This is a genomic window from Bauldia sp. (assembly GCF_965232525.1).
Taxonomy (GTDB): domain Bacteria; phylum Pseudomonadota; class Alphaproteobacteria; order Rhizobiales; family Kaistiaceae; genus Bauldia.
The window spans coordinates 1,288,099-1,309,161 of record NZ_OZ246980.1 but is presented as its reverse complement, the minus strand read 5'-3'; the positions used below and the strand labels follow the sequence as shown (position 1 = coordinate 1,309,161).

The 21,063-nt window shown below is 62.7% G+C and carries 22 protein-coding genes; 8 read left to right on the top strand and 14 right to left on the bottom strand.

Going from position 1 to position 21,063, the window contains the following annotated elements; translation table 11 throughout:
- The first annotated feature begins 100 nt into the window (after nucleotides 1-100).
- From ACO076_RS06255 to ACO076_RS06240, 4 genes are read left to right on the top strand one after another with little or no spacing between them, the layout of a single operon-like run.
- The gene (locus tag ACO076_RS06255; protein WP_421725864.1) at nucleotides 101-1,363 is read left to right on the top strand and encodes an ROK family transcriptional regulator; all 1,263 of its coding nucleotides are present in this window, start codon (nucleotides 101-103) and stop codon (nucleotides 1,361-1,363) included.
- Between the two features lie 45 nt (nucleotides 1,364-1,408).
- The gene (locus ACO076_RS06250; RefSeq protein WP_421725863.1) at nucleotides 1,409-2,332 is read left to right on the top strand and encodes a carbohydrate kinase family protein; all 924 of its coding nucleotides are present in this window, start codon (nucleotides 1,409-1,411) and stop codon (nucleotides 2,330-2,332) included.
- 5 nt (nucleotides 2,333-2,337) lie between these two features.
- A complete protein-coding gene (gene uxuA, locus ACO076_RS06245; protein ID WP_421725862.1) occupies nucleotides 2,338-3,513 on the top strand; it encodes a mannonate dehydratase in 1,176 nt (391 codons plus the stop codon).
- Nucleotides 3,510-4,784, top strand: coding sequence for a glycerate kinase type-2 family protein (locus ACO076_RS06240; protein WP_421725861.1), 1,275 nt, complete (start codon nucleotides 3,510-3,512; stop codon nucleotides 4,782-4,784). Before uxuA ends, ACO076_RS06240 begins: the two co-directional genes overlap by 4 nt.
- On the opposite strand, the gene ACO076_RS06235 is transcribed toward ACO076_RS06240, so the two are convergent.
- The 14 genes from ACO076_RS06235 to ACO076_RS06170 all read right to left on the bottom strand — a co-directional run bounded on the left by ACO076_RS06235 (nucleotide 4,781) and on the right by ACO076_RS06170 (nucleotide 17,746).
- On the bottom strand, nucleotides 4,781-5,422 hold the full coding sequence (locus tag ACO076_RS06235) for an SGNH/GDSL hydrolase family protein (protein ID WP_421725860.1): 642 nt from the start codon (nucleotides 5,420-5,422) through the stop codon (nucleotides 4,781-4,783). The two genes, ACO076_RS06240 and ACO076_RS06235, sit on opposite strands and share 4 nt — an antisense overlap.
- 63 nt (nucleotides 5,423-5,485) lie before the next feature.
- The gene (locus tag ACO076_RS06230) at nucleotides 5,486-6,541 is read right to left on the bottom strand and encodes a LacI family transcriptional regulator (protein WP_421725859.1); all 1,056 of its coding nucleotides are present in this window, start codon (nucleotides 6,539-6,541) and stop codon (nucleotides 5,486-5,488) included.
- 93 nt (nucleotides 6,542-6,634) lie between these two features.
- Nucleotides 6,635-7,570 carry a Gfo/Idh/MocA family protein gene (locus ACO076_RS06225; protein ID WP_421725858.1) on the bottom strand — a complete coding sequence of 312 codons (936 nt, stop codon included), beginning with the start codon at nucleotides 7,568-7,570 and terminating at the stop codon, nucleotides 6,635-6,637.
- Between the two features lie 49 nt (nucleotides 7,571-7,619).
- Entirely contained in the window at nucleotides 7,620-9,044 is a 1,425-nt protein-coding gene (gene gndA / locus ACO076_RS06220; RefSeq protein WP_421725857.1) for an NADP-dependent phosphogluconate dehydrogenase, read from the bottom strand.
- Nucleotides 9,045-9,170: 126 nt separating this feature from the next.
- On the bottom strand, nucleotides 9,171-9,698 hold the full coding sequence (locus tag ACO076_RS06215; protein ID WP_421725856.1) for a GNAT family N-acetyltransferase: 528 nt from the start codon (nucleotides 9,696-9,698) through the stop codon (nucleotides 9,171-9,173).
- A 6-nt stretch (nucleotides 9,699-9,704) separates the two neighbouring features.
- Nucleotides 9,705-10,688 (bottom strand): aldo/keto reductase, encoded by a 984-nt coding sequence (locus tag ACO076_RS06210; RefSeq protein ID WP_421725855.1) that lies wholly within the window; start codon nucleotides 10,686-10,688, stop codon nucleotides 9,705-9,707.
- Between the two features lie 85 nt (nucleotides 10,689-10,773).
- Nucleotides 10,774-11,250, bottom strand: coding sequence for a GNAT family N-acetyltransferase (locus tag ACO076_RS06205; RefSeq protein WP_421725854.1), 477 nt, complete (start codon nucleotides 11,248-11,250; stop codon nucleotides 10,774-10,776).
- Nucleotides 11,251-11,344: 94 nt separating this feature from the next.
- Nucleotides 11,345-12,442, bottom strand: a complete 1,098-nt coding sequence (locus tag ACO076_RS06200) for an ABC transporter ATP-binding protein (RefSeq protein ID WP_421725853.1) — start codon at nucleotides 12,440-12,442, stop codon at nucleotides 11,345-11,347.
- On the bottom strand, nucleotides 12,423-13,553 hold the full coding sequence (locus ACO076_RS06195) for an ABC transporter ATP-binding protein (protein ID WP_421725852.1): 1,131 nt from the start codon (nucleotides 13,551-13,553) through the stop codon (nucleotides 12,423-12,425). The genes ACO076_RS06200 and ACO076_RS06195 overlap by 20 nt, the downstream gene beginning before the upstream one ends.
- Before the next feature lie 12 nt (nucleotides 13,554-13,565).
- On the bottom strand, nucleotides 13,566-13,760 hold the full coding sequence (locus tag ACO076_RS06190; protein ID WP_421725851.1) for a hypothetical protein: 195 nt from the start codon (nucleotides 13,758-13,760) through the stop codon (nucleotides 13,566-13,568).
- A 3-nt stretch (nucleotides 13,761-13,763) separates the two neighbouring features.
- A complete protein-coding gene (locus ACO076_RS06185) occupies nucleotides 13,764-14,720 on the bottom strand; it encodes a carbohydrate ABC transporter permease (protein WP_421725850.1) in 957 nt (318 codons plus the stop codon).
- Between the two features lies 1 nt (nucleotide 14,721).
- Nucleotides 14,722-15,618: a carbohydrate ABC transporter permease gene (locus ACO076_RS06180; protein WP_421725849.1), complete on the bottom strand. Its 897-nt coding sequence runs from the start codon at nucleotides 15,616-15,618 to the stop codon at nucleotides 14,722-14,724.
- An 82-nt stretch (nucleotides 15,619-15,700) separates the two neighbouring features.
- Nucleotides 15,701-16,993 carry an extracellular solute-binding protein gene (locus ACO076_RS06175; RefSeq protein ID WP_421726683.1) on the bottom strand — a complete coding sequence of 431 codons (1,293 nt, stop codon included), beginning with the start codon at nucleotides 16,991-16,993 and terminating at the stop codon, nucleotides 15,701-15,703.
- Between the two features lie 51 nt (nucleotides 16,994-17,044).
- Nucleotides 17,045-17,746 carry a TetR/AcrR family transcriptional regulator gene (locus tag ACO076_RS06170; protein ID WP_421726682.1) on the bottom strand — a complete coding sequence of 234 codons (702 nt, stop codon included), beginning with the start codon at nucleotides 17,744-17,746 and terminating at the stop codon, nucleotides 17,045-17,047.
- 285 nt (nucleotides 17,747-18,031) lie between these two features.
- On the opposite strand from ACO076_RS06170, the gene ACO076_RS06165 reads away from it, so the two are divergent.
- The 4 genes from ACO076_RS06165 (at nucleotide 18,032) to ACO076_RS06150 (ending at nucleotide 21,040) form a co-directional block, all read left to right on the top strand.
- Nucleotides 18,032-18,859 carry an IclR family transcriptional regulator gene (locus ACO076_RS06165; RefSeq protein WP_421725848.1) on the top strand — a complete coding sequence of 276 codons (828 nt, stop codon included), beginning with the start codon at nucleotides 18,032-18,034 and terminating at the stop codon, nucleotides 18,857-18,859.
- 57 nt (nucleotides 18,860-18,916) lie between these two features.
- Nucleotides 18,917-19,747: a phosphoenolpyruvate hydrolase family protein gene (locus ACO076_RS06160; RefSeq protein WP_421725847.1), complete on the top strand. Its 831-nt coding sequence runs from the start codon at nucleotides 18,917-18,919 to the stop codon at nucleotides 19,745-19,747.
- An 89-nt stretch (nucleotides 19,748-19,836) separates the two neighbouring features.
- Entirely contained in the window at nucleotides 19,837-20,238 is a 402-nt protein-coding gene (locus ACO076_RS06155) for a cupin domain-containing protein (protein WP_421725846.1), read from the top strand.
- Between the two features lie 25 nt (nucleotides 20,239-20,263).
- A complete protein-coding gene (locus ACO076_RS06150; protein WP_421725845.1) occupies nucleotides 20,264-21,040 on the top strand; it encodes a class I SAM-dependent methyltransferase in 777 nt (258 codons plus the stop codon).
- Nucleotides 21,041-21,063 lie beyond the last annotated feature (23 nt).

Here is a 21,063-nt window from a genome sequence, read left to right as displayed (position 1 = left end):
AAATCGAGTGGATTTACTTATTGACTCGATCAGAACGTCGACGCATCGTAGAGAAAACGATTGCACCGGGACCGGAAGCGCCTGAGCCACGAGGCGAACGATGAGAAAACCGGCGGATCCTAAGGATCCCGCGCGGACCGCAAGCGTCGTCGAACAGGCCACCCGGCCACGAACAGCCGACGTATCACGGGGGACCAATCAGAGCGGCGTTCGTCTCTACAACGAGCGGCTCGTCCTGTCCCTGATCCGCCGCCATGGCAATCTCCCCAAAGCCGACATCGCACGCCTCACCAGGCTGTCGCCGCAAACCATCACGTTGATCATGCGCCAGCTCGAAGCCGATGGGCTGGTCACCAAACTGGACCGCAGGCGCGGCCGGATCGGTCAACCCTCGGTTCCGTTCGCACTCAATCCTGACGGCGCTTTCTCCCTGGGCCTCAAGATCGGCCGGCGCAGCAGCGATCTGGTTCTCATGGACCTCGTCGGGACGGTCCGCGGTGCCTTGCACGACACGTTCGACTACCCGACTCCGCAGGCGATTCTCGGCTATTGCGGAAGCGATGTTGAGAGCCTGATTCAGACGCTTCCCGAGGAGCTTCGCGACCGCATCGCGGGCCTGGGGATCGCGGCGCCATTCGAGTTGTGGAACTGGGAGGAGGAGATCGGAGCGCCGCGCGCCGTTCTCGATCAATGGCGCGATTTCTCCATCCTCGAGGAAATCACCGAACACTGTCCCTGGCCGGTTTCGCTATGCAATGACGCGACCGCCGCCTGCGGTGCCGAGCTCGTGCTCGGCAACCCACGCCATTTCCTCGACTTCCTTTACTTCTTCGTCGGTTCATTCGTTGGCGGCGGTGTAGTGCTCGACGGCAATCTCTATGCAGGAAGTCGTGGGAACGCCGGTGCCGTCGGTTCGATGCCGATCGCTTGCCCCGAAGGCTCGCAACCGACGCAGCTTATTCGGCACGCCTCCATCTATGTGCTGCAAAACCGCCTGACGGAAGCAGGCATTGATCCTTCGGTTCTCTGGCGATCGCCGGACGATTGGGGCGATTTGGGGTCTACGCTCGAGATATGGATCGAGGAGGTGGCGGCGAGTCTCGCCTACGCGGCCGTGGCCGCGGCGACCGTTATCGATTTCCCGGCCGTCATCGTCGACGGTGCTTTTCCGACATCCGTGCGTAAGCGTATCGTTTCTGCCCTCGGAGACAACGTCGAACGGTTCGACCTGCAAGGACTGTCCTCGTTCGAGGTGGTCGAGGGAAGCATCGGCAGCGGCGCACGCGCCATCGGCGGGGCCTGTTTGCCGTTGCTCGCCAATTTCTCGCGCGACCGGGACGTCTTGTTCAAAGAGACAATCTAAGCCGCATTTGCTAAGCGAGTGCGCCGTGAGACATTGGGAGGACGCATGATTGTTTGCAGTGGCGAGGCGCTGATCGATTTCCTGCCGCGTGAGGGGACCGACGGGACCGCCGTGTTCCAGCCCTTCCCCGGCGGGTCCGTCTTCAACGTGGCGATCGCATTAGGTCGGCTGGGCGAACCGACCGGATTCCTGAGCGGCCTGTCACAGGATTTCTTCGGTACCAGCTTGGTTGAAACGCTTCGCGCCAGCCATGTCGACACCTCACTCAGCATCTTCAGCGAACGGCCGACCACCCTGGCCTTCGTGACGCTGACCGATGGTCAGGCTCAATATGCCTTCTTCGACGAAGGCTCGGCCGGCCGAATGCTCGCTGCAGACGATCTGCCGGCGGTACCGAAAGAGGTTGAAGCGATGCATTTCGGATCGATCAGCCTGATGGCCGAGCCGGGAGGCTCGACCTACGAGACGCTGATGCGGAACGAGAGCCCTTTTCGCGTCATCTGCCTCGATCCCAATGTCCGCCCATCCCTGATCAAGAACCGCGACGGCTATCTCGCCCGCATCGACCGGATGGTGGAGATGACCGACATCATCAAGTGCAGCGACGACGATCTGGAGTGGCTCGCACCGGATCGGTCCTTCGAGACGATCGCCAGCGATTGGCTGGACCGTGGCGTCAAGCTTGCGATCCTGACCCGGGGCGCCGAGGGCGCTACAGCGATCACGACCTCCGGATCGGCATCGGTCGCCGGCGTCGCGGTCGATGTCGCTGATACCATCGGCGCCGGCGATACGTTTTCAGCCGCGATCCTGTCATGGTTGCGGACCAACCGGCTCTTGACCAAGTCCGGCGTCGCCGACCTCTCGGAAGCGGAACTCGGCAGCCTGCTTTCCTTTGCGGCGAAAGCCGCCGCCGTCACCGCTTCGCGACCGGGCGCCGATCCGCCCTGGCGCTGGGAAATGGAGTAGACCGGATGGAGAAGACCTGGCGTTGGTTTGGGCCGGATGATCCGATCCCCTTAAGCCATGTCCGCGAAGCCGGCGCGACCGGGATCGTAAGCGCGCTTCACCAGATCCCCGGAGGCACGGTGTGGACCGACGAGGCGATCGCCGAGCGAAAGGCGCTGATCGAGACAGCCGGTTTGCAGTGGTCAGTGGTCGAGAGCATCCCGGTGACCAATGCGATCAAGGCGCGGACGGACACCTGGCGCCACGACATCGACGTCTGGAAAGAGACCCTTGCTGCGATCGGCCGCGCCGGCATCGACACGGTCTGCTACAACTTCATGCCGATCGTCGACTGGACGCGTACCGATCTCGCCTGGCCGCTGTCGTCGGGCGAAGCGCTCCGCTTTGATATCGTTGACTTCGCCGCCTATGACGTTTTCGTCCTCCAGCGCCAGGATGCGGCGTCGAGCTACACGGACGGTGTGCTGGCCGACGCCGAGGAGCGTTACGAGGCGATGCCGCCCGACCGCCAGGATGAGCTCGAGCGCATCATCCTCGCCGGCCTGCCGGGCTCCGACTTCGCCTACGACCGGGCCGCCTTCCTCGACCTGCTGGCGGTCTACGATCGCATGGAGGCGAACGAACTGCTGCAGAGCCTGACCGAATTCCTCAACGAGGTCGTTCCCGTTGCCGACGAACACGGGATTCGTCTCGGCATTCACCCCGACGACCCGCCGATCCCCTTGTTCGGACTACCGCGGATCGTCTCGACCGCGGCCGATGCCGCCACGATCCTCGATGCCTATGACAGTCGCGCCAACGGGCTCACCTTGTGCGCCGGTTCATACGGGTCGCGGGCCGACAACGACGTGCCCGAGATGGTGCGAACCTTCGCGCCGCGGATCAACTTCCTTCATCTGCGCAATGTCACCATCGATGCGCCCGGCGTCTTCTATGAGGCCGAGCACCTGGAGGGTAGCACCGATATGGTCGCCGTCGTCGGTGCCGTTCTCGACGAGGAGGATCAGCGCGACGCAGAAGGCCGACCGGACAGTCGCATCCCGATGCGCCCCGACCATGGCCATCTGCTCGCCGGCGATCCGGTGCGCAACGCCAACCCCGGCTATTCCTATGTCGGACGCCTCAAGGGACTGGCGGAACTCAACGGCATCATCCACGCCTCGCGCACCCTCCGGCAATGACCGGAGTGGTCGACGACCCACGGGCCTTTCTGATCCGGCTGTTCGATGCCGCCGTCGCCGCGGCCCGCCCGGCGATTGTCGTTCCGCCGCATCTGCCCGAGCCGCCGCGCGGCCGCACCATCGTCATCGGCGCCGGCAAGGCCTCGGCCGCCATGGCCCGCGCGGTTGAGGAGCACTGGTCCGGGCCGCTGGACGGCCTGGTCGTCACCCGTACCGGCCACGGAGTCACGTGCGATCGGATTGAGATCGTCGAAGCATCCCATCCGGTTCCGGACGCCCGCGGTCGCGACGCGGCCCGGCGCATCCTGGCGCTGGCGCAGGAGGCCGGTCCCGACGATCTTGTGCTTTGCCTTATCTCCGGCGGTGGGTCGGCTTTGCTCACCTTGCCACCACCCGCGCTCTCCCTCGAAGATGTCCAGTCGGTGAACCAAGCCCTGCTCGCCTCGGGAGCGGACATCGTCGCAATGAACGCCGTCCGCAAGCACTTGTCCGCCATCAAGGGCGGGCGCCTGGCCGCTGCGGCTTATCCCGCCAGGATAGTGAGCCTGGTGATCTCGGACGTGCCGGGCGACGACCTGAGTTCCATCGCCTCCGGCCCAACTGTGGCCGATCCCAGCACCTTCGCCAACGCCCGCACGGTCCTTTCGCAGTACGCCATCACCCCGCCGACCGCGGTCGCCGCATACCTCGAAGCCGCCGTCGACGAGACCCCGAAACCGGGTGACGAGCGCTTGTCGCGGTCGACCGCGACCATCATCGCTTCGCCGATTGCCAGCCTCGAGGCGGCTGCCCAGGTCGCGCGCGCCGAGGGGGTGACGTCAACGATCCTAGGCGATGCGATTGAGGGCGAAGCGCGGGAGGTCGGACGCACCTTTGCCGGGATCACGCTGTCCACGGCGCGGCACGGTCATCCCATCGCACCGCCCGCTGTTCTTCTGTCAGGCGGGGAGACGACAGTGACCGTACAGGGCAACGGACGCGGCGGGCGGAACGTCGAGTTCTTGACAGGGTTTGCCGTTGGCGTCGCCGGCGCGCCCGAGATCTACGCCCTCGCCGCGGACACCGATGGCATTGATGGGAGCGAGGACAATGCCGGCGCCATCGTAACGCCCGATACGCTCCGGCGTGCCCGCGCCGCGGAACAGGATATCGCCGCCGCGCTGGCCGACAACGACTGCTACAGCCTGTTTGCCGCGCTCGGCGATCTGGTGGTCACCGGGCCGACGCTGACCAACGTCAACGATTTTCGCGCTATCCTGGTCGCGCCCTAGCCGACGATTCGTTTGGCTTCAGCCGCCAGTGCTTGACCCAACGCCACGTGGGCGTCCGGATCGAGATGGAAGCCGTCGTACCGGCTCGATTCGATCACCGAGCCGGCGTCGAAAAAGTCGACACCGCGCTCCTCCGTCATCGCGCGATAGCGATTGGCGAATTCCATCGATTTCTCATAAGCGCCAGCGAACATCTCAGTGTGAAACGGCAGCGTTGCCTGGGTCGGCGCCGGGGCGACCACGAGCACCCCCGGCGCGCCGCCATCGCGTCCCGCTCCGGCAGCCAGCGTGAGATCGACCAGCGCCCCAACCCCGGCGGCGACTTCCCATGCCGACTTGGAGAAACGCGCCTTGAGGTCATTCGTGCCGAGCTTGATGATCACCAGGTCCAAGGGGCGGTGGGTCTGCAGACACGGCGCCAGGTATCGCCGGCCATTCTTCTCCGGACCCTCGACGGGGTCGTCGCTCACCGTCGTGCGGCCGTTCAGCCCTTCCTCCAGCACCAGCCACCCGGCGCCGAGCTCCACCCGCAGAACCCCGGGCCAACGTTCGTCGATTGCATAACGATCGTCGGGACGGGGCACGGTCGCCGCACCCCAAGTGTTGGAGTCGCCGTAGCACAATACGGTTCGCGTCATGATTCCCTCAGCTTGCAGAACTCCGCCGAATCGCAATTCGAGCGGCGAGGTACGAGGTAGAAGTCAGCCTGATTCCATCAGGCGCGGTATTCGCCGCGCCGATGGCCGCTCACGCAAAGCCATGGTCTCGACTTGTTGCAGGGCGGCTGCCGGCGTACCGGTTAGCCGACGTAGCACGAAATCCGCCAGAATGAATCCCGCCCTTTCGAGGTCCTGAAAGAACCCCGGCACGGCGGCTGGGAAAAGGTCCGGAAGGTTCGAGGTTTCCATGGTGACGACGTGAACCTCTTCGCCGACCTCCAGCCCCGCATTCTGCAGCCCGCGGAGCACGGCCAGCGCCGCAATCTCCCGGCCACAGATATATCCGTCCGGCGCCTTCCCGTTTCCGGGCAGTCGATTGGGATCGCCGACTAGCGACACTTCGTTGTCGGTGAGCAGAACGCCGGCCTCCTCGAACGACAGACCCGCCTCGCGCAAGGCACGGCGTAATCCAGCGACCCGATGCTGGCTGAATGCGAGTTCCGGCGGCGGAATGAACACGCCAATCCGCCGCGCACCCCGCTCGATTAGCAAACGGGCGGCGCGGTACACGAAGTCTGCATTGTCAACGTCGTAGTAAGCATGCTCGAACGGCAACTCAGTGCGGCCGAACGTGACAAATGGAATGCCACGGCTGTCGAGGAAGCGGACACGCGCATCATCCGGCTTCGTCGAAGACAGGACGATGCCGTCGAAATTGCCGCGTCGAACCACACCATTCAACGCCTCCAGCGGATCGTCCTGCGGCGGGACCGGCACAAGGTTGAGGTTGTAACCGCTCCCGGCGAGCCGCCGATTGGCTCCTGTGATCAGTTGCAGCGCGCCGACATCGCCGAGCATGTCACCGGATGCCGCGACCTGCATCACCAGACAAATCGTCTCGGTCCGTCCGGTGCGCAGGCCGGCGCCGGCGGGATTGCGGCGGTAGCCGAGCCGCTCGGCCGCCGCGAGCACAGTGCTGATGGTCTCGGCGCGCACCGAAGGCGACTCCTGCAGCGCACGCGAAACGGTCGCGATCGACAGCCCGGTTTCCCTGGCAATCGACCGGATCGTGGCCCGCCCGCGGCCGTTGTCACTCACACTGACCTCCGTCGAAGGTTACCCGAACCTCCAACCGATTTACTGTCGCCATCTGACATGCCAGTCAAGTGAGCCGCCGCGGCCCCAGGTACCTCAGTCGTGAAACGGTTCGGTGGTCAATCGGCGGCCGACGAGGAAGGCGTCGGAAACCAGCCGCAGCGGGGCACCGTCGACCAGCGAGCGACGCTCTCGCAGCAGCTCGGCGAAGCGATCGTAGATATCAGTGTACTCGGCCGATGGCCGCTCCACGTCGAGCACGCCATTCACTTCCAACCGCGACCCACCGAGCGAGAGCTTGAGCTCGGTGCCCTCATCCGTTTCGATTTCGATATCCCAGGTCTGCGGGCCCGTTTGCCGCCAGTCGAACTCGGCCGACAGCTCGCTGTTCGGTACGTTGGAACCGAACGTCAGCGAGGCCGCAATCGGCGCATCGCAATTGCTTGGAAAGGTCAGGTCAGCGGACCGAACGAAGATTGGATCGGGCAGGATGGTGGTTACGATCGACAAGGCGTTGATACCCGGATCGAACACACCGAAACCGCCGGCCGCCCAGATCCATTTCTGGCCGGGATGCCAATGACGAACATCCTCCTTCCAGGTCACCGCCATCTTCTTGACCTTGTGCCGAGACAGAAGTTCGCGGGTGTGAACCACCGCGGCGTTGTATTGCGAATGCCAGGTCGTGAAAAGAACGCGCTTCTCTTGGTCTGCGAAAGCGTCGAGGTCGTCGAGCTCGCTCACCGTTGCAGCCGGCGGCTTCTCCAGAAGGACATGCTTGCCGACACCGAGTGCTTCGCGGGCGAAGGCGTGACGCACCTGTGGGGGCGTACAGACCGCGACCGCGTCCAGCTCCGGCATCGCAGTGTACATTTCGGCCGGCGTGCGAAACGTCCGTGCTCCTTCGACTTCGATGCCACGTTGGCTCGACGCTGCGACCAACTCAAATGCCGGATTGGCGGCGATCACCGGAACGTGCTGGTCCATGGTGATCTTACCAAGCCCGATGATCCCAATCTTGTGGACGGTCACGTGCTCCCCCCGAATTTCCTGTTTTCAACTGGCGACGGCGCTCAGCCGGCTAACTGGTTCCCGACCAGGGGCCGTGTGCCTCCTTGCCCGGTTCGTCGATCCGCTCGAAGCCATGGGCGCCAAAAAAATCCCGCTGCGCCTGCGTCAGGTCAGCGGTCGATCGCGCCGTGCGAGAAAAGTCGAAGTAAGCGAGCGCCGACGAGAGGGCAGGAACCGGGATCCCCTTTAGCGACGCTTCGGCGACCACGCGCCTGAGACTCGCCTGCGTCGCCTTCAGCATGCCGGTGAACGGTTCGGCGGTCATAAGATTGCCGACCGCGCCATCCGACTCGTAGGTCTTGGCGATATCGTCAAGGAAACTGGAGCGGATGATGCAGCCGGCCCGCCAAATCTTGGCGACTGTCCCGAGTGGCAAGTTCCATTCGAAAGCCTCGGACGCCTTGTCCATCACCGCGAAGCCTTGGGCGTAGGCCGCGATCTTGCCGGCGAGCATCGCTTCTTCGAGGACGACCATCGCTCCGTCGCGCCCACCCAAGGCCCCGTCCATCTTGCGCGGCGCCGGGCCGAATAAGGCTTCGTCGGCAACCCGTTGTTCCTTGCGGGAAGAGAGGTTCCGCGCCGCCACGGCCGCCTCGATCACCGTCGCCGGTGCACCGAGATCCTGCGCCTCGATCACCGACCAGCGTCCGGTTCCCTTCTGCCCCGCGGTATCGAGAATCACGTCAACGATCGGCTTGCCGGTCTTCGGGTCCGCGGTGCCCAACACGTCAGCGGTGATCTCGATGAGGTAGGACTGCAGCGGGCCGCCGTTCCAGGCCTCGAAGATCCCGGCCATTTCCTCCGCCGGTAGCCCCAGCCCGTCACGCATGATGCCGTAGATCTCGGCGATCATCTGCATGTCGGCATATTCGATACCGTTGTGGATGGTCTTGACGAAATGGCCCGCGCCCTCGGGACCGACCAAAGCGGCACAGGGCTCGCCCTGGAACTTGGCCGAGATTGCGGTGAAGATCGCTTCCACGCGCGCCCAGGCCTTCGGATCGCCACCGGCCATGACCGACGGCCCGTGGCGGGCACCTTCCTCGCCACCCGAAACGCCAACGCCGAGGAAGTCGATGTTGCGTTCGGCGTAAACCCGAACCCGCCGCCGGGTATCGCGAAAGTTAGCGTTGCCGGCGTCGATGAGGATGTCCCCGTCGCTCAGATGATCGGCGAGGATTTCGGCCTGCTGATCGACGGCCTCGCCGGCCTTGACCATGATCACAACCGGCTTCGGCGGATCGACGGCCTCAGCCAGCGCGGTCAGCGTTCGGCAAGGCGTGAGCTTCTCGGCAAGGCTTCCGGCATTGGCGACAAACGCATCCGTCTTCTCGGTGGTGCGATTGTAGACGGCGACGGAGTAACCCTTCTCCGCCATGTTGAGTGCGAGGTTGGCGCCCATGACGCCAAGACCCACGAGACCGATATCTGCCATTCCGGATGCTTCTCCTCACCGCGTCGTTCAAGCGACGGCGGCGGACGATAGGGAAGAAAGCCCGGCGGGGCAAATGGCGCGACGGAGGATCCGGCCCGGACGCGCCGGAGACGATCGCCGTCCGACTCAACCCGGCGGGTCGCCGTCCCGAACCATGATCAACTCGTCATCGGTCTCCACGCCGGAGGCCACGACAAAGCGGTGGGCGCCCACGACGCGAAAGCCGTGTCGTTCGTAGAAGGCGCGAGCCGGTTCGTTTCCTTCCCAGACATCGAGATAGATCCGGTGCGTCATCCGCATCGTCGGGTGCCGTAGCGCGGCATCCAGCAAGGCCGTGCCGATCCCGGTTCGCTGATGATCCGCCTCGACGTAGAGGCGACGGATCTGCCGATCGCGCGGCGAATGATCCGTGACCGGCAGGCGGATCGGTCCGCATTGTATGAATCCGACCATCCGTTCGGCCGCGACGGCAATCATGATGAAATCGTCTTCGATCGCCTGGCGAAAGTACGAATCGGAGAGGTGAGCCTCCAGATGGGCCGCCAGGTCTTCGGGCGTGAACGTGTGCCCGAACGACTCCACGTATGTGGATCGCGCCAACGCGGATAACGCTCCGACTTTACTTCCATCCAGCGGTCGGATCGAGACCGCCACTCGCGGCTATCCGTGCCCGAGCACCGGATGGGGCCGGTAGGGCTCCTCGAGCGCCGCGATCTCCTCATCGCTGAGCGTGATCTCCAACGCGCTGATGGCTTCGTCGAGGTGGGCCATCTTGCTGGCTCCAATGATCGGTGCGGTGACACCGGGCTTGGCCAGGAGCCAGGCCAGTGCAACCTGCGCATTGCTGGCGCCCCGCGCCGCAGCCACCTCGGTCAGTCGATCGACGACGCGGAAGTCGTCCTCCTCGTAGTACATGCGGTGGGCGAAGGCGTCGGACTTGGCCCGAGTGGTCTCACCGCGCCCTTCCTTGCTCCGGTTCCCGGCGAGGAAACCCCGCGCCAGAGGGCTCCAAGGAATGAGGCCGACGCCCTGGTCGAGACAGAGCGGCACCATCTCCCGCTCTTCCTCGCGGTAGATCAGATTGTAGTGGTTTTGCATGGCGACGAACTTCGACAGCCCGTTGTGGTCGGAGACCTCGAGCATCTTGGCGAACTGCCACGCATACATCGACGAGGCGCCGATATAGAGCGCCTTGCCGGCGCGCACCACGTCGGTGAGCGCCTCAAGCGTCTCCTCGATGGGCGTTTCCTTGTCGAAGCGATGGATCTGGTAGAGGTCGACATAGTCCATACCGAGCCGCTGCAGCGAATCGTCGATGGCGTGCATGATGTGCTTGCGCGACAGGCCGCGTTCGTTGGGGTCCTCGCCCATCGGATTGTAGACCTTGGTGGCGACCACGACCTGATGACGCGGAACACCGAGCTCTCGCAGGGCCCGACCGGTCACCTCCTCGCTGACGCCGAGTGAGTACATGTCAGCTGTATCAAAGAAGTTTATGCCGGCTTCGATCGCGCGGGCGAAGAACGGTTTGGAGTCGTCGTAATCGAGCACCCAGTCGCGCCATTGGCTCGACCCGAAGGTCATTGTGCCGAGACAGATCCGGGAGACCTTGAGGCCGGTCGCGCCAAGGTTGACGTAGTCCATGACGTTTCCCTTATGAGCTTGTACAGAAGTGGGGACAGAAGCGGTCACATGCCGCGGAACCGAGAGGGCTCCGTCTCAGATCGTATCAAGCAGAGAACGCATAGACCAGCCAGTCTTCGCCTTCGAAGCGATGGTTTGAACGAACCAGGCTCGGTTCCTCATCGAGGCACTTGCGCCAGAAGGTCATCGCGGCCTTGTTCCGCCTGATCACGCCGACGTGCCATGGTCCGGGGTGACGCGCTCGAATGGCGTCGAAGAACCATCGCCCCGCGCCCCGGCGCCGGTAGGCTTTCAGGATGAAGAACTCGGCCAGGAATTTGCAGGGGCTCCTGCCGGTGAGCGGACAGTCATCAACCACCAGAGCGAAGCCAACGATCACGCCGTCCTCCTCGATCAAGTAGGGGTGCTGCCAAAAGCGCTCAAGGTAGTCGTACGGATACCGACCGTCGCTGCCTATCGGGAAATCCAGCTCGGCCGCGAGGTCATAAAGATAGAGCTGTATGAGATTCACAAAAATCGGCTTCAGCCCGTCGCCAGCTTCAACGATGCTCCAATCGGTCACAGCGCGACGCTCTCCCGACGAGGCTTCGAAGTTAGCATCGCCCGTGGGTCGGCGGAACGAGACAGCTCGAACCGGAGAGCCCTCCGATCGCAGGTCAGCTCGCCTCGGTGCTCCGATAGGCGAAACTGATCCCAGTTTCCGGATCGAAGCAGCGCACCTTGTCGGCGGCCCAGGAAAACCGCACCGAATCCTCGATTCTGGTGCGGAACGTCGCCGGGGTGGTCGCCTTGAACAAGTGGTCATCCACCCGCAGCGTCAGAATCTGCTCGACACCGTGGTTTTCAATGTGGTGGACCTTGGCTTGCGCCTCGCCCTCGGGACCGACGGCGACATCCTCGGCGCGGATGCCGATTGTTGCCGGCCCCTTGTAGCCATCGACCTGTGCCGCCGTTTCACCGCCTAGCGCCACACTGAGCTTGCCGTCGAGCGTCGTCACCCGGCCGTCGGCGAGCGTACCATCGACAAGGTTCATTGTCGGCGAACCGACGAAGCCGGCGACAAAGACGTCACGCGGGTTGTTGTAGATCTGATGGGGCGTGCCGACCTGCTCGATGCGCCCTTGGTTGAGCACGCCGATCTTGTCGCCCATCGACATCGCCTCGATCTGATCGTGGGTGACGAACAGGAACGTGGCGCCGAGCTTCATCTGCAGGTCCTTGAGTTCGGACCGTAGCGACTCGCGCAGCTTGGCATCGAGATTGGACAGCGGTTCGTCCATCAGGAACGCGCGTGGCTCGCGAACGATCGCGCGTCCGATCGCCACCCGCTGCATCTCGCCGCCGGAGAGCTTGTCCGTCTTGCGATCAAGCAGGTGATCGATCCGGAGTATCTTGGATGCCGAGTCGACGCGGGTATCGATTTCCGACTGGGTGTAGCTGTGAACCTTCGACTTCAGAGGAAACTCGAGGTTCTGTCGCACGGTGTAGCGCGGATAGAGCGAGTAGTACTGAAACACCAGCGCTATATCACGCTGGGCCGCGGTCCAGTCGACAACATCCTCGCCGTTGATGCGAACGGTGCCATCGGTCGGTTTGTCTAGGCCGGCGATCAGCCGCAACGTGGTCGTCTTGCCCGCACCCGTCGGTCCGAGCAGTACAAAGAACTCGCCATCGGCGATATCAAGCGACATCTCGCTCAGCGCCCTGGCACCCGGATAGGTCTTGGTGACATTCTCAAGCTTGATGTGCGCCATGGCCCTCACCAAGCCTGATCTCTAGGGAATCGCCGGAACCGGTGTCGAAGAAGTGGGTCTGGGCCTCGTCGAGACGCGCCCACACGGTCTCGCCGATGCGTTTGACCATGCCGCTGGTCGTTCGTGCCCGCAGGAGCTGGCCGCCGATCTGAAAGTCGACGATATCGTAGGCGCCCAACGGCTCGATGATGTGGGCTTCGACCGGAATCGTCCCGGGTGCTTCCTCGGTGAAGACGATAACACCCTCGGGTCGTACCCCAACGGTCAGCGATTGGTGTTGCTTCCCCGCCAGACGCCTCGGCAAGTCGCCCGGGAAGTCAAACGCCGCAGCGCCTTCACCGACCACCAGCTCCGACCGCGGCCCTTCCCCGCGCACAGTTGCCGGCAGGATGTTCATCACCGGACTGCCGATGAACTGGGCGACGAACAGGTTGGCGGGATACCGGTAGACCTCGGTGGGGGTTCCCACCTGCTGCAGGACGCCGTCGTTCATGATCGCGATCCGGTCGGCGAGCGACATCGCCTCGACCTGATCGTGGGTGACGTAGACGGTGGTTGAATCGTTCTCGATGTGGAGGCGTTTCAACTCGGAGCGCATATCCTCGCGCAGCTTGGCGTCAAGCGCGCCGATCGGTTCGTCCATCAGCATCGCCTTGGGACGCCGGACCAGCGCTCGGCCGATAGCAACGCGCTGCATGTCGCCGCCCGACAAGGCCGACGGCCGCTGTTTCAGGAGATGCTCGATCTTCAAGGCCTTCGCCACCTGGCGGACCTTGGTTTCGACCTCGGCTTTGCTCTCGCGGGTCGCTCGGAGCGGAAACGCGATGTTGTCGTAGGCCGTAAGGTGCGGATAGAGCGCGAAAAGCTGGAAGACGAAGGCGATATCGCGGTCGGCCGCGCGCAGATCCTGCACGGCCTTGCCGTCGATCCTGATGTCGCCGGTGTCAACGGTTTCGAGCCCCGCTATCGCGCGCAGTGTCGTGGTCTTGCCGCACCCCGAGGGCCCCAGCAGCACGACGAATTCCTTGTGCGCGATGGTGAGGTTCAGTTTCCGGATGACGTAGTTGTCACCGAAATACTTCTCGATGTCCTGCAGTACGATCTCAGCCATCGGCGACGCGGCTCACTCGTCGCCTTCGCCGGGGGCCGGCTTGATGTGAGAGAAGACCAGAAACCCGACCAAGCCGACCAGAATGATGGTCACCCCATAGCGGTGGAAGAACAAGCTCCATGGTTGCAGCAACGCGACTATGCCCGCGATCATCACCCACATGGAGATCGGCTCGAGATACTTCTCGCTGATCTGCGGAAAGGTCATCAGCTACTTCCGGATCGCGCCGAAGGTGATGCCGCGCAGCAGGTGACCGCGGAGTGCGAAGGTGAAGATCGCGACCGGCAGCAGGAACAGAACGGTGCCTGCGGCGATCACCGTCCAGTCGGTGATGCCCGAACCGATCTGGGAAGGGATGAAAGGCGGCGCCGTCTGGGCTCTACGATTCGTCAGGATGAGGGCGAACGCGTATTCGTTCCAGGCGATGATGAAGCTAAACACGGCGGTCGCGGCGATGCCGGTGGTCGCTTCGGGCAAGACGATCTTGAAGAACGCCTGCATCCGCGTATAGCCGTCGACCAAAGCCGCTTCCTCGTATTCCTTGGGAATCTCGTCCATGAACCCCTTCATCAGCCACACGGCGAAGGACACATTGAATGCCGTGTAAAGGATAATCAGGCCCAGATGGGTGTCGGTTAGGCTGAACGTTCGGTACATCAAGAACATCGGGATCGCGACAACGATCGGTGGCAACATGCGCGTCGACAGGATGAAAAACAGAAGATCATCGCGCCCGGCGATCTTAAATCGCGAGAATCCGTAGGCGGTTAAGGTGCCCATGCCGACGGCGAGGATCGTCGACACGCCGGCCACAATGAGGCTGTTGATGAACCGGTTGCCGTATTGGCTCGGCTGAACACTGCCGCCGACCTTCAGGACTCGCTCGCCGCCATCGTAGATCGCTTGTTCCCACCACGGCGCCGCGTCGTAGACCTCCTGTTCGACGGGCTCCCGCAACTGAACCCGCTTAGTAAACAGCTTGATGAACGGCGTCAGCTCCGGCTGGAACAGAACTGTCGGCGGTACAGAGGTCGCGACCGCACGCGGTTTGAAGGCAGTCGAAGTAATCCACAGGATGGGCGCGAGGAAAATCAGCGTTGCGATGACGATTGCGACGATCGCTATCGAATGGCCGATGCGTTCCGTACGCGAGGTGACCGCGGCCATCTCAGCGCTCCCGGGCCTTGTTGAGGTATTTGACGTAAATGTTGGTTATCGCCAAAACGACGATCAGCACGATGTAAGCCAGCGCTGAGGATCGGCCGGTGTCCCAGCCTTGGAAAGCCATTTGGTAAAGTCGAATGGCGACCGTCTCGACGCTGGCCGTGCTCATCACGAAGGGCAGGTCGAAGGTTTTGAAGGCTTCCATTGTGCGGAAGATCAGCGCGATCATCAGGAGTGGCGCTACCAGCGGCAAGGTGATGCGCGTGAATTTGTACCAGGAGCTGGCACGGTCGATTTCGGCTGCTTCGTAAAGGTGCTGCGGCACCGCCGACAGGCCCGCCAGTGACAACAACATGACAAACGGTGCCCACATCCAGATGTCGGTCAGCGCCGTGGCGAACAGAGCGGTGGTCGGATGGCTCAGCCACTCGAACTTCCCAAGGCCGAGTGCGTAGTTGATCGGCCCCCATGACGGGTCATAGAGCAGCTTCCAGAACAGACCGACGACCGCCGGCGATAGCATCATCGGCAGCAACAAGAGCGTGGTGACCAGCCCCTTGAACGGCATCTTGCGATTGAGCAGCAGCGCCAGACCGAACCCCACGATCATCTGACCGCCGACCGAGACGATCACATATTGGGCGGTGATGACGAAGTTATCCCAGATTCCCGGATCGGAGAGCAGTTCCCGATAGTTCCGCAGGCCGACGAATTCGGGCGGCTGGTTCAGCGACGCGCGGAACTCGGTAAAGGACAAGCCGAGTGAGTAGAGCAAGGGAAAGATGTTGAAGACAATCAGGAAGATGATCGTCGGGAAGATGAAAGCGTTGCGGATGGTCAGATCGGTCCAGCCACGCGTCGCCGCTCTCGAACGCGAGTCGAGGGTCGCAATCACTGCCACCGGGACACCCTCCAGAATATCCGATCTTGCGAGCCGGGGGCCTGAGGTCCCCGGCTCGGTTCTCGTTGAGCCGCCGGCTGGGTTAGTTGCCCAGCGTCTTGTTCCAGTCCTCGACAAGAGCGTCGAGTGCTTCCTGCGCCGTTCCCTCACCTGTTGTAATGTACGGGTGCAGACGGTCATTCATCTGGAAGAGCATGTCCGCGAACACCGGGTTGGCCCAGAAGTCCTTCACGATCTCCATGGAGTCGGCGAAAGCCTGATTGTACGGTGTCGCCTCGAGAAACTCCGGTGACGCCAGCGTACCGGCGTGCGCCGTGTAGCCGCCCAACTCAGCCCAGCGTTTCTGGACGTCCTCCTGGATGAACCACTCAAGAAACTTGAACGCTTCTTCCTTGTTGTTGCTGTACTCGACAACGGTGATGCCTTGACCGCCTAGGGCCGCATGGTGATCACCGTAAGGCCCGGGTGGGTTGGCGAAGTAGCCGGTCACTTCCGCGTGCGGATTGATCGACGGGTTGTTGAGCGCCGGGAAGAAGGCGAAATAGTTCATCGCCATCGCCACCAAGCCTTCGGTCAGGGCCTGGTTGTTCTCGAGGAAGAACGCCTGGGTCCAGTTCGGCGGCGTGAAGGTGTAGAGCTTGCGATAGGCCTCAAGCGCTTCCACGTTCTGCGGTGAATTCAGGATGCCATCGACCTGATTGGTAGCATAGTCGCCAAGTTCGCCACCCCAGGTGAAGATGGTCTGCTCGACACCCATCGCCATCGCGTCATACGCCGTCTGGGTATAGAGCGCGACGCCGTACCGATTCTCTTCAGGACGGTAGAAGAACTCGGCAATGTCGATCAACTGATTGAAGTCCTGCGGCACGCCGAGGTCGTATCCGTACTGCTCCTTGAACGCAGCCATTTCGGCCGGATCCTCAAACCAGTCCTTGCGATAGGCCCAGCCATTGGCATCACCCTCTGCCGGGATCGACCAGTATCTGCCGCTGTCTTTGGGATATTCGGCGTAGTAAGTGACAGTCGCAGGCGTCATGATGTCGGCAACGCCGTGCTCAGCATAGAAGTCGGTGAGTTCCACATAATGGCCACCGGTCGAGCCGGCGCCAAGCCACTGGGAGTCGCCGACCACCATATCGTAGGCGTCGCCGCGTGCGTTGAGCTCGGCGAACGTCTTGGTTTGGAAATCCGGCCACGGCGTGGTCTCGACGGTCACAACGACGCCCGTCTCTTCCGTGTACTCGTTAACCAACTCTTGCAGATAGTTGGCTGGGTCCCATTCCGCCCAGAAGATGACCAGATCGTCGGCCGAGGCAGCATTGACCGAGAAGGCCAGCACAGTACCCGCAAGTAGTGATGTCCAGTGTTTCCTCAGCATTTCGTCTCTCTCCCTTCACATCCTTGCCGTCATGAATGACCGACGGCTCTAGTTGATTGATGGCTTCGTTCTTCGCTTCGCGGTCTTAGCGCCGCGTTTCTTTGTTGTCCGCGCCTCTTCGGCCGCCGCCTGGACGAGCGCACCGGCCGCCCAAACCGCGACCTCGCGCGCAGCTTCTTCGTCGAGCCCCCAGATGTCCTTAAGAACAATGAGAGCTTCACTGCCAAATATCAGTGACAGGGACTGAGCCAGCCTGTCAAATTCCGAGCTGCCCAGACGACCGCGCAGGGGCTCAAGTGCTTCTTTCAGCAGCTGCCTGCGATGGCCGCGCTTGACCGGCTGCTCGTCTCCAAGTTCGCCGGTCTGTTGACGTGTCCACTGGTCGAGCGCCAGTCGAAGAGTCGCGCGGTGGGTCGCCTCGAAGGCATCGATGCGCGGATAACCGAATGCGATGAGGTCGTGCACACGCTCCGCGGCTTCTTGCGACTCTGACCGCCAGCCGAGGATCGGGCCGAGCGCTTCGTTGACCGTGTCTTGGATCATAGCCGCCTGGCTCGGAAAGTAACGATAAGCCGTTGCGCGCGACACTTCAGCAGCGGCGGCGACTTCGCTCACCGACGGTATGCGCCCCTCTTGCATAAGGCCCATCGCGGTGTCGAGCATCCTCCTCTTCATGCGGACGCGCGGTCCGCGCCGCGCTGTCCTTCGACCCCGCACCTTGTTCGCCGGTACTTGACGTGAGACGGCCATATCAATACGATACGCTCGTCTCAAGTAAAAATCAATCGGTTCTCCGACGGTTCGCGGGCGAGCCGAGCGACAAGACTGGAAACGCTCTCGGATGCTCTTCTTCGCCGGCACAGTGTTGCTGGCCAACTCCAGCGATATAGACAGCCGTCTCACTCCATCGAGTGGACGCACCGGTGGCTGCAACGACGAGCCAAAACCGTGCTCCAAACCGATTTTCCTCCCAACTCGGGGAGATGTATAACCTCGCACATCCTTGTTCGCAACTGCGGACACGAGTTTATATACATGAACCAACGACTGGCGACTTCGACGACATCGGTTAAGTCCGCGCTGCGGGTTCTCCAGATTCTCGAAGTCCTCACCCGAGAAGGACGCCCATTCCAGTTCTCGGATTTTCAGGAAGCGCTCGGTTATCCAAAGGCCAGTTTGCACGCGCTGCTTCGCACAATGACCGCAGCCCGCTGGCTCCAATTCGACGAGGAGGAGAAGACGTACCGGCTGGGCGTTCGGGCGTGGGAGAGCGGGGTCGCCTACTCGGCCATGGAGCCGATCGAAGCCCAGGCGCGTCCCTACCTTGAGCGGGTCCGCGATCTGACGACCGAGACCGTGCAACTCGCCGTACTCGATGACTTCGAAGTGCTCTATGTCGACAAAGTCGAGGGGCAGCACATGCTTCGACTGGATTCGTCCGTCGGTCTGAGGCTGGAACCCCACGCAACGGGAGTCGGCAAGATTCTTCTCGCCGGGCTTCCAGAAGAGTCCGTCGTCGATTGGGTCAAGGGCCGTCGGCTCGAGCGGTATACACCCAACACGATCACCCGTTCTGCGCGACTGCTTCGCGAACTCGAAGACGTGCGCGAGCGGGGATACGCCTTTGACGACGAGGAACGGACCCTCGGTGCGGCTTGCGTGGCGGTCGGCATCCGGAACCACAGCGGTGCGTGTATCGCCGCCATGAGCGTGTCTGCGCCGGCCGTCCGCTTCGGGCGATCCCAGCGGGCCGCCGCCCTCAAACACCTGAACGCCGCGGCCGGCGACTTGTCCTCCGCTCTCGGCTATCGCAACACCGATCCGTCACAGGCTCAGCGTGGGAGGAACCATGGTAAGCCCTGATCTAGGCGGCGCCCGCGTCGTTGCCATCGCGTACGATCGGGCCAAGGGAGGTCGATCATGACGGCGATTGCCCGCGGAACCCTGCTTGCCAAGTTCCGCGATATGGTCGAACGGCGGGTCCCGATCATCGGTGGCGGCGCGGGGACAGGGCTGTCCGCCAAATGCGAGGAAGCCGGCGGGATCGACCTGATCATCATCTACAATTCCGGCCGCTACCGAATGGCCGGGCGCGGATCGTCGGCGGGTCTTCTGGCCTACGGCAACGCCAACGACATCGTCAAAGAGATGGCGGTCGAGGTCCTCCCGGTCGTCAGGCACACGCCGGTGCTTGCCGGCGTCAACGGCACCGATCCGTTCGTCCTGATGCCGCAGTTGCTCAACGAACTCAAAACCCTCGGCTTTTCCGGCGTGCAGAACTTCCCGACGGTTGGTCTTTTCGACGGAACGATGCGGCAGAGCTTTGAAGAGACGGGGATGAGCTACCAGCTCGAGGTCGACATGATCGCTGCGGCTCACGCGCTTGACCTGCTAACAACGCCATACGTCTTCACCGCGGCCGAAGCGCGCGCCATGGCCGAAGCGGGCGCCGATATCGTCGTCGCGCACATGGGCGTCACCACCGGCGGGGCGGTCGGCGCAACCACGGCCAAGAGCCTCGATCAATGCGTCGTCGAGATCGATGCGATCGCCGCATCGGCTCGCGAAGTCCGCGACGATGTCATCGTGCTCTGCCACGGCGGACCGATCGCGATACCCGACGATGCCGCTTACGTCCTGCAACGCTGCGAGATTTGCCACGGCTTCTATGGTGCGTCGAGCATGGAGCGGCTGCCGGTCGAAGCCGCGCTGACCGACCAGGCCCGACGCTTCAAGGCGATCCGGTTCTGACGGTCCCGTTTGACACGCATGCCCCGAGCCCTACGCTCGCGGCCGCAAAACAAGCGCCCGGTTCACGGGCGAACGATTGGGAGGGAATGATGAGCCGCCGGTTCACGATTGCCAGAGAGGCAGAGGAAGAGATCCTCGACTGGGGCCGTCTGCGTTGGCTCAGCCATCCCCCTTCTACGAACGCCGAGCAACTCACGGTGATTGACGTCATCCTGGCGCCGGGCAAAGGGCACGACTTCCACAAGCATCCCGACCAGGAGGAAGTGATCTACATCGTCGCCGGAACAGTCGAGCAGTGGGTCGATCGTGAGAAGCGGATTCTCGGTCCAGGTGATTCGGCACACATTCCGGCGGACATGGTGCACGCCTCGTTCAATGTCGGTGACGGCGAGGCGAAGGTGACCGCCATCCTCGGTCCCTGTGTCGGCGACAATGGCTACGAACTGATCGACGTCGCGGACGAGGAACCATGGACGTCACTCAGGCGATAGTGGGCATCGACAGGTGTCGCCGGCAATGAACTACTTCGATCATCTCACTGCCGCGGAACGATACGCGCAAGGGAGGCCCTTCTTTCAGCCGCTGGTCGCCGAGCGCGTGCGGCGAGTCTGTTACCCTCATCAAAGGGCTGTGTGTGCCATCGACGTTGGCTGCGGAACCGGCCAATCCACTGTTGCAATGGTGGAGGTAGCCGAACGGGTCATCGGCATCGATGTGTCCGTAGCGATGCTCAGACACGCAAAAGAACATTTACGCGTCTCCTATGTCGCAGGCGCCGCCGAGGCGCTGCCGTTTCGGTCGCAGGCGATCGATCTGATCACGGTCGGCCTCGCCCTTCACTGGTTCGACCGCAATGAGTTCCTGGCCGAAGCGCGCCGGGTGCTGCGACCCGGAGGCTGGCTGGTCGTCTTCAACGACCGGTTTTCGGGGACGATGAACGAGAACAGGGATTACGCCGATTGGAGTTCGGATAGCTACGGTCGGCGTTTCCCGACACCACCGCGCAATGCCGCGCTGCTCGACGATGACGAGGCCCGCAACCATGGTTTCGCAGTAACCGCTCACGAACGGTTCTCGCACACGGTCGCGTTCACCCCGGACGAATTGGTCCGGTACCTGCTGACGCACAGCAACGTCATCGCCGCCGCCGAACAGGGAACGGAGGACATCGGATCAATCACCGCGTGGTTGAGCGACGAGGTTCGTCCACTGTTCAAGGACCAGTCGGGAACATTTCCATTCCATTGCGACGTCGACATCTATCAACGACAACCTGACGATCCACGGCATTAAGCCAGCAAACAGGCACTCACGGG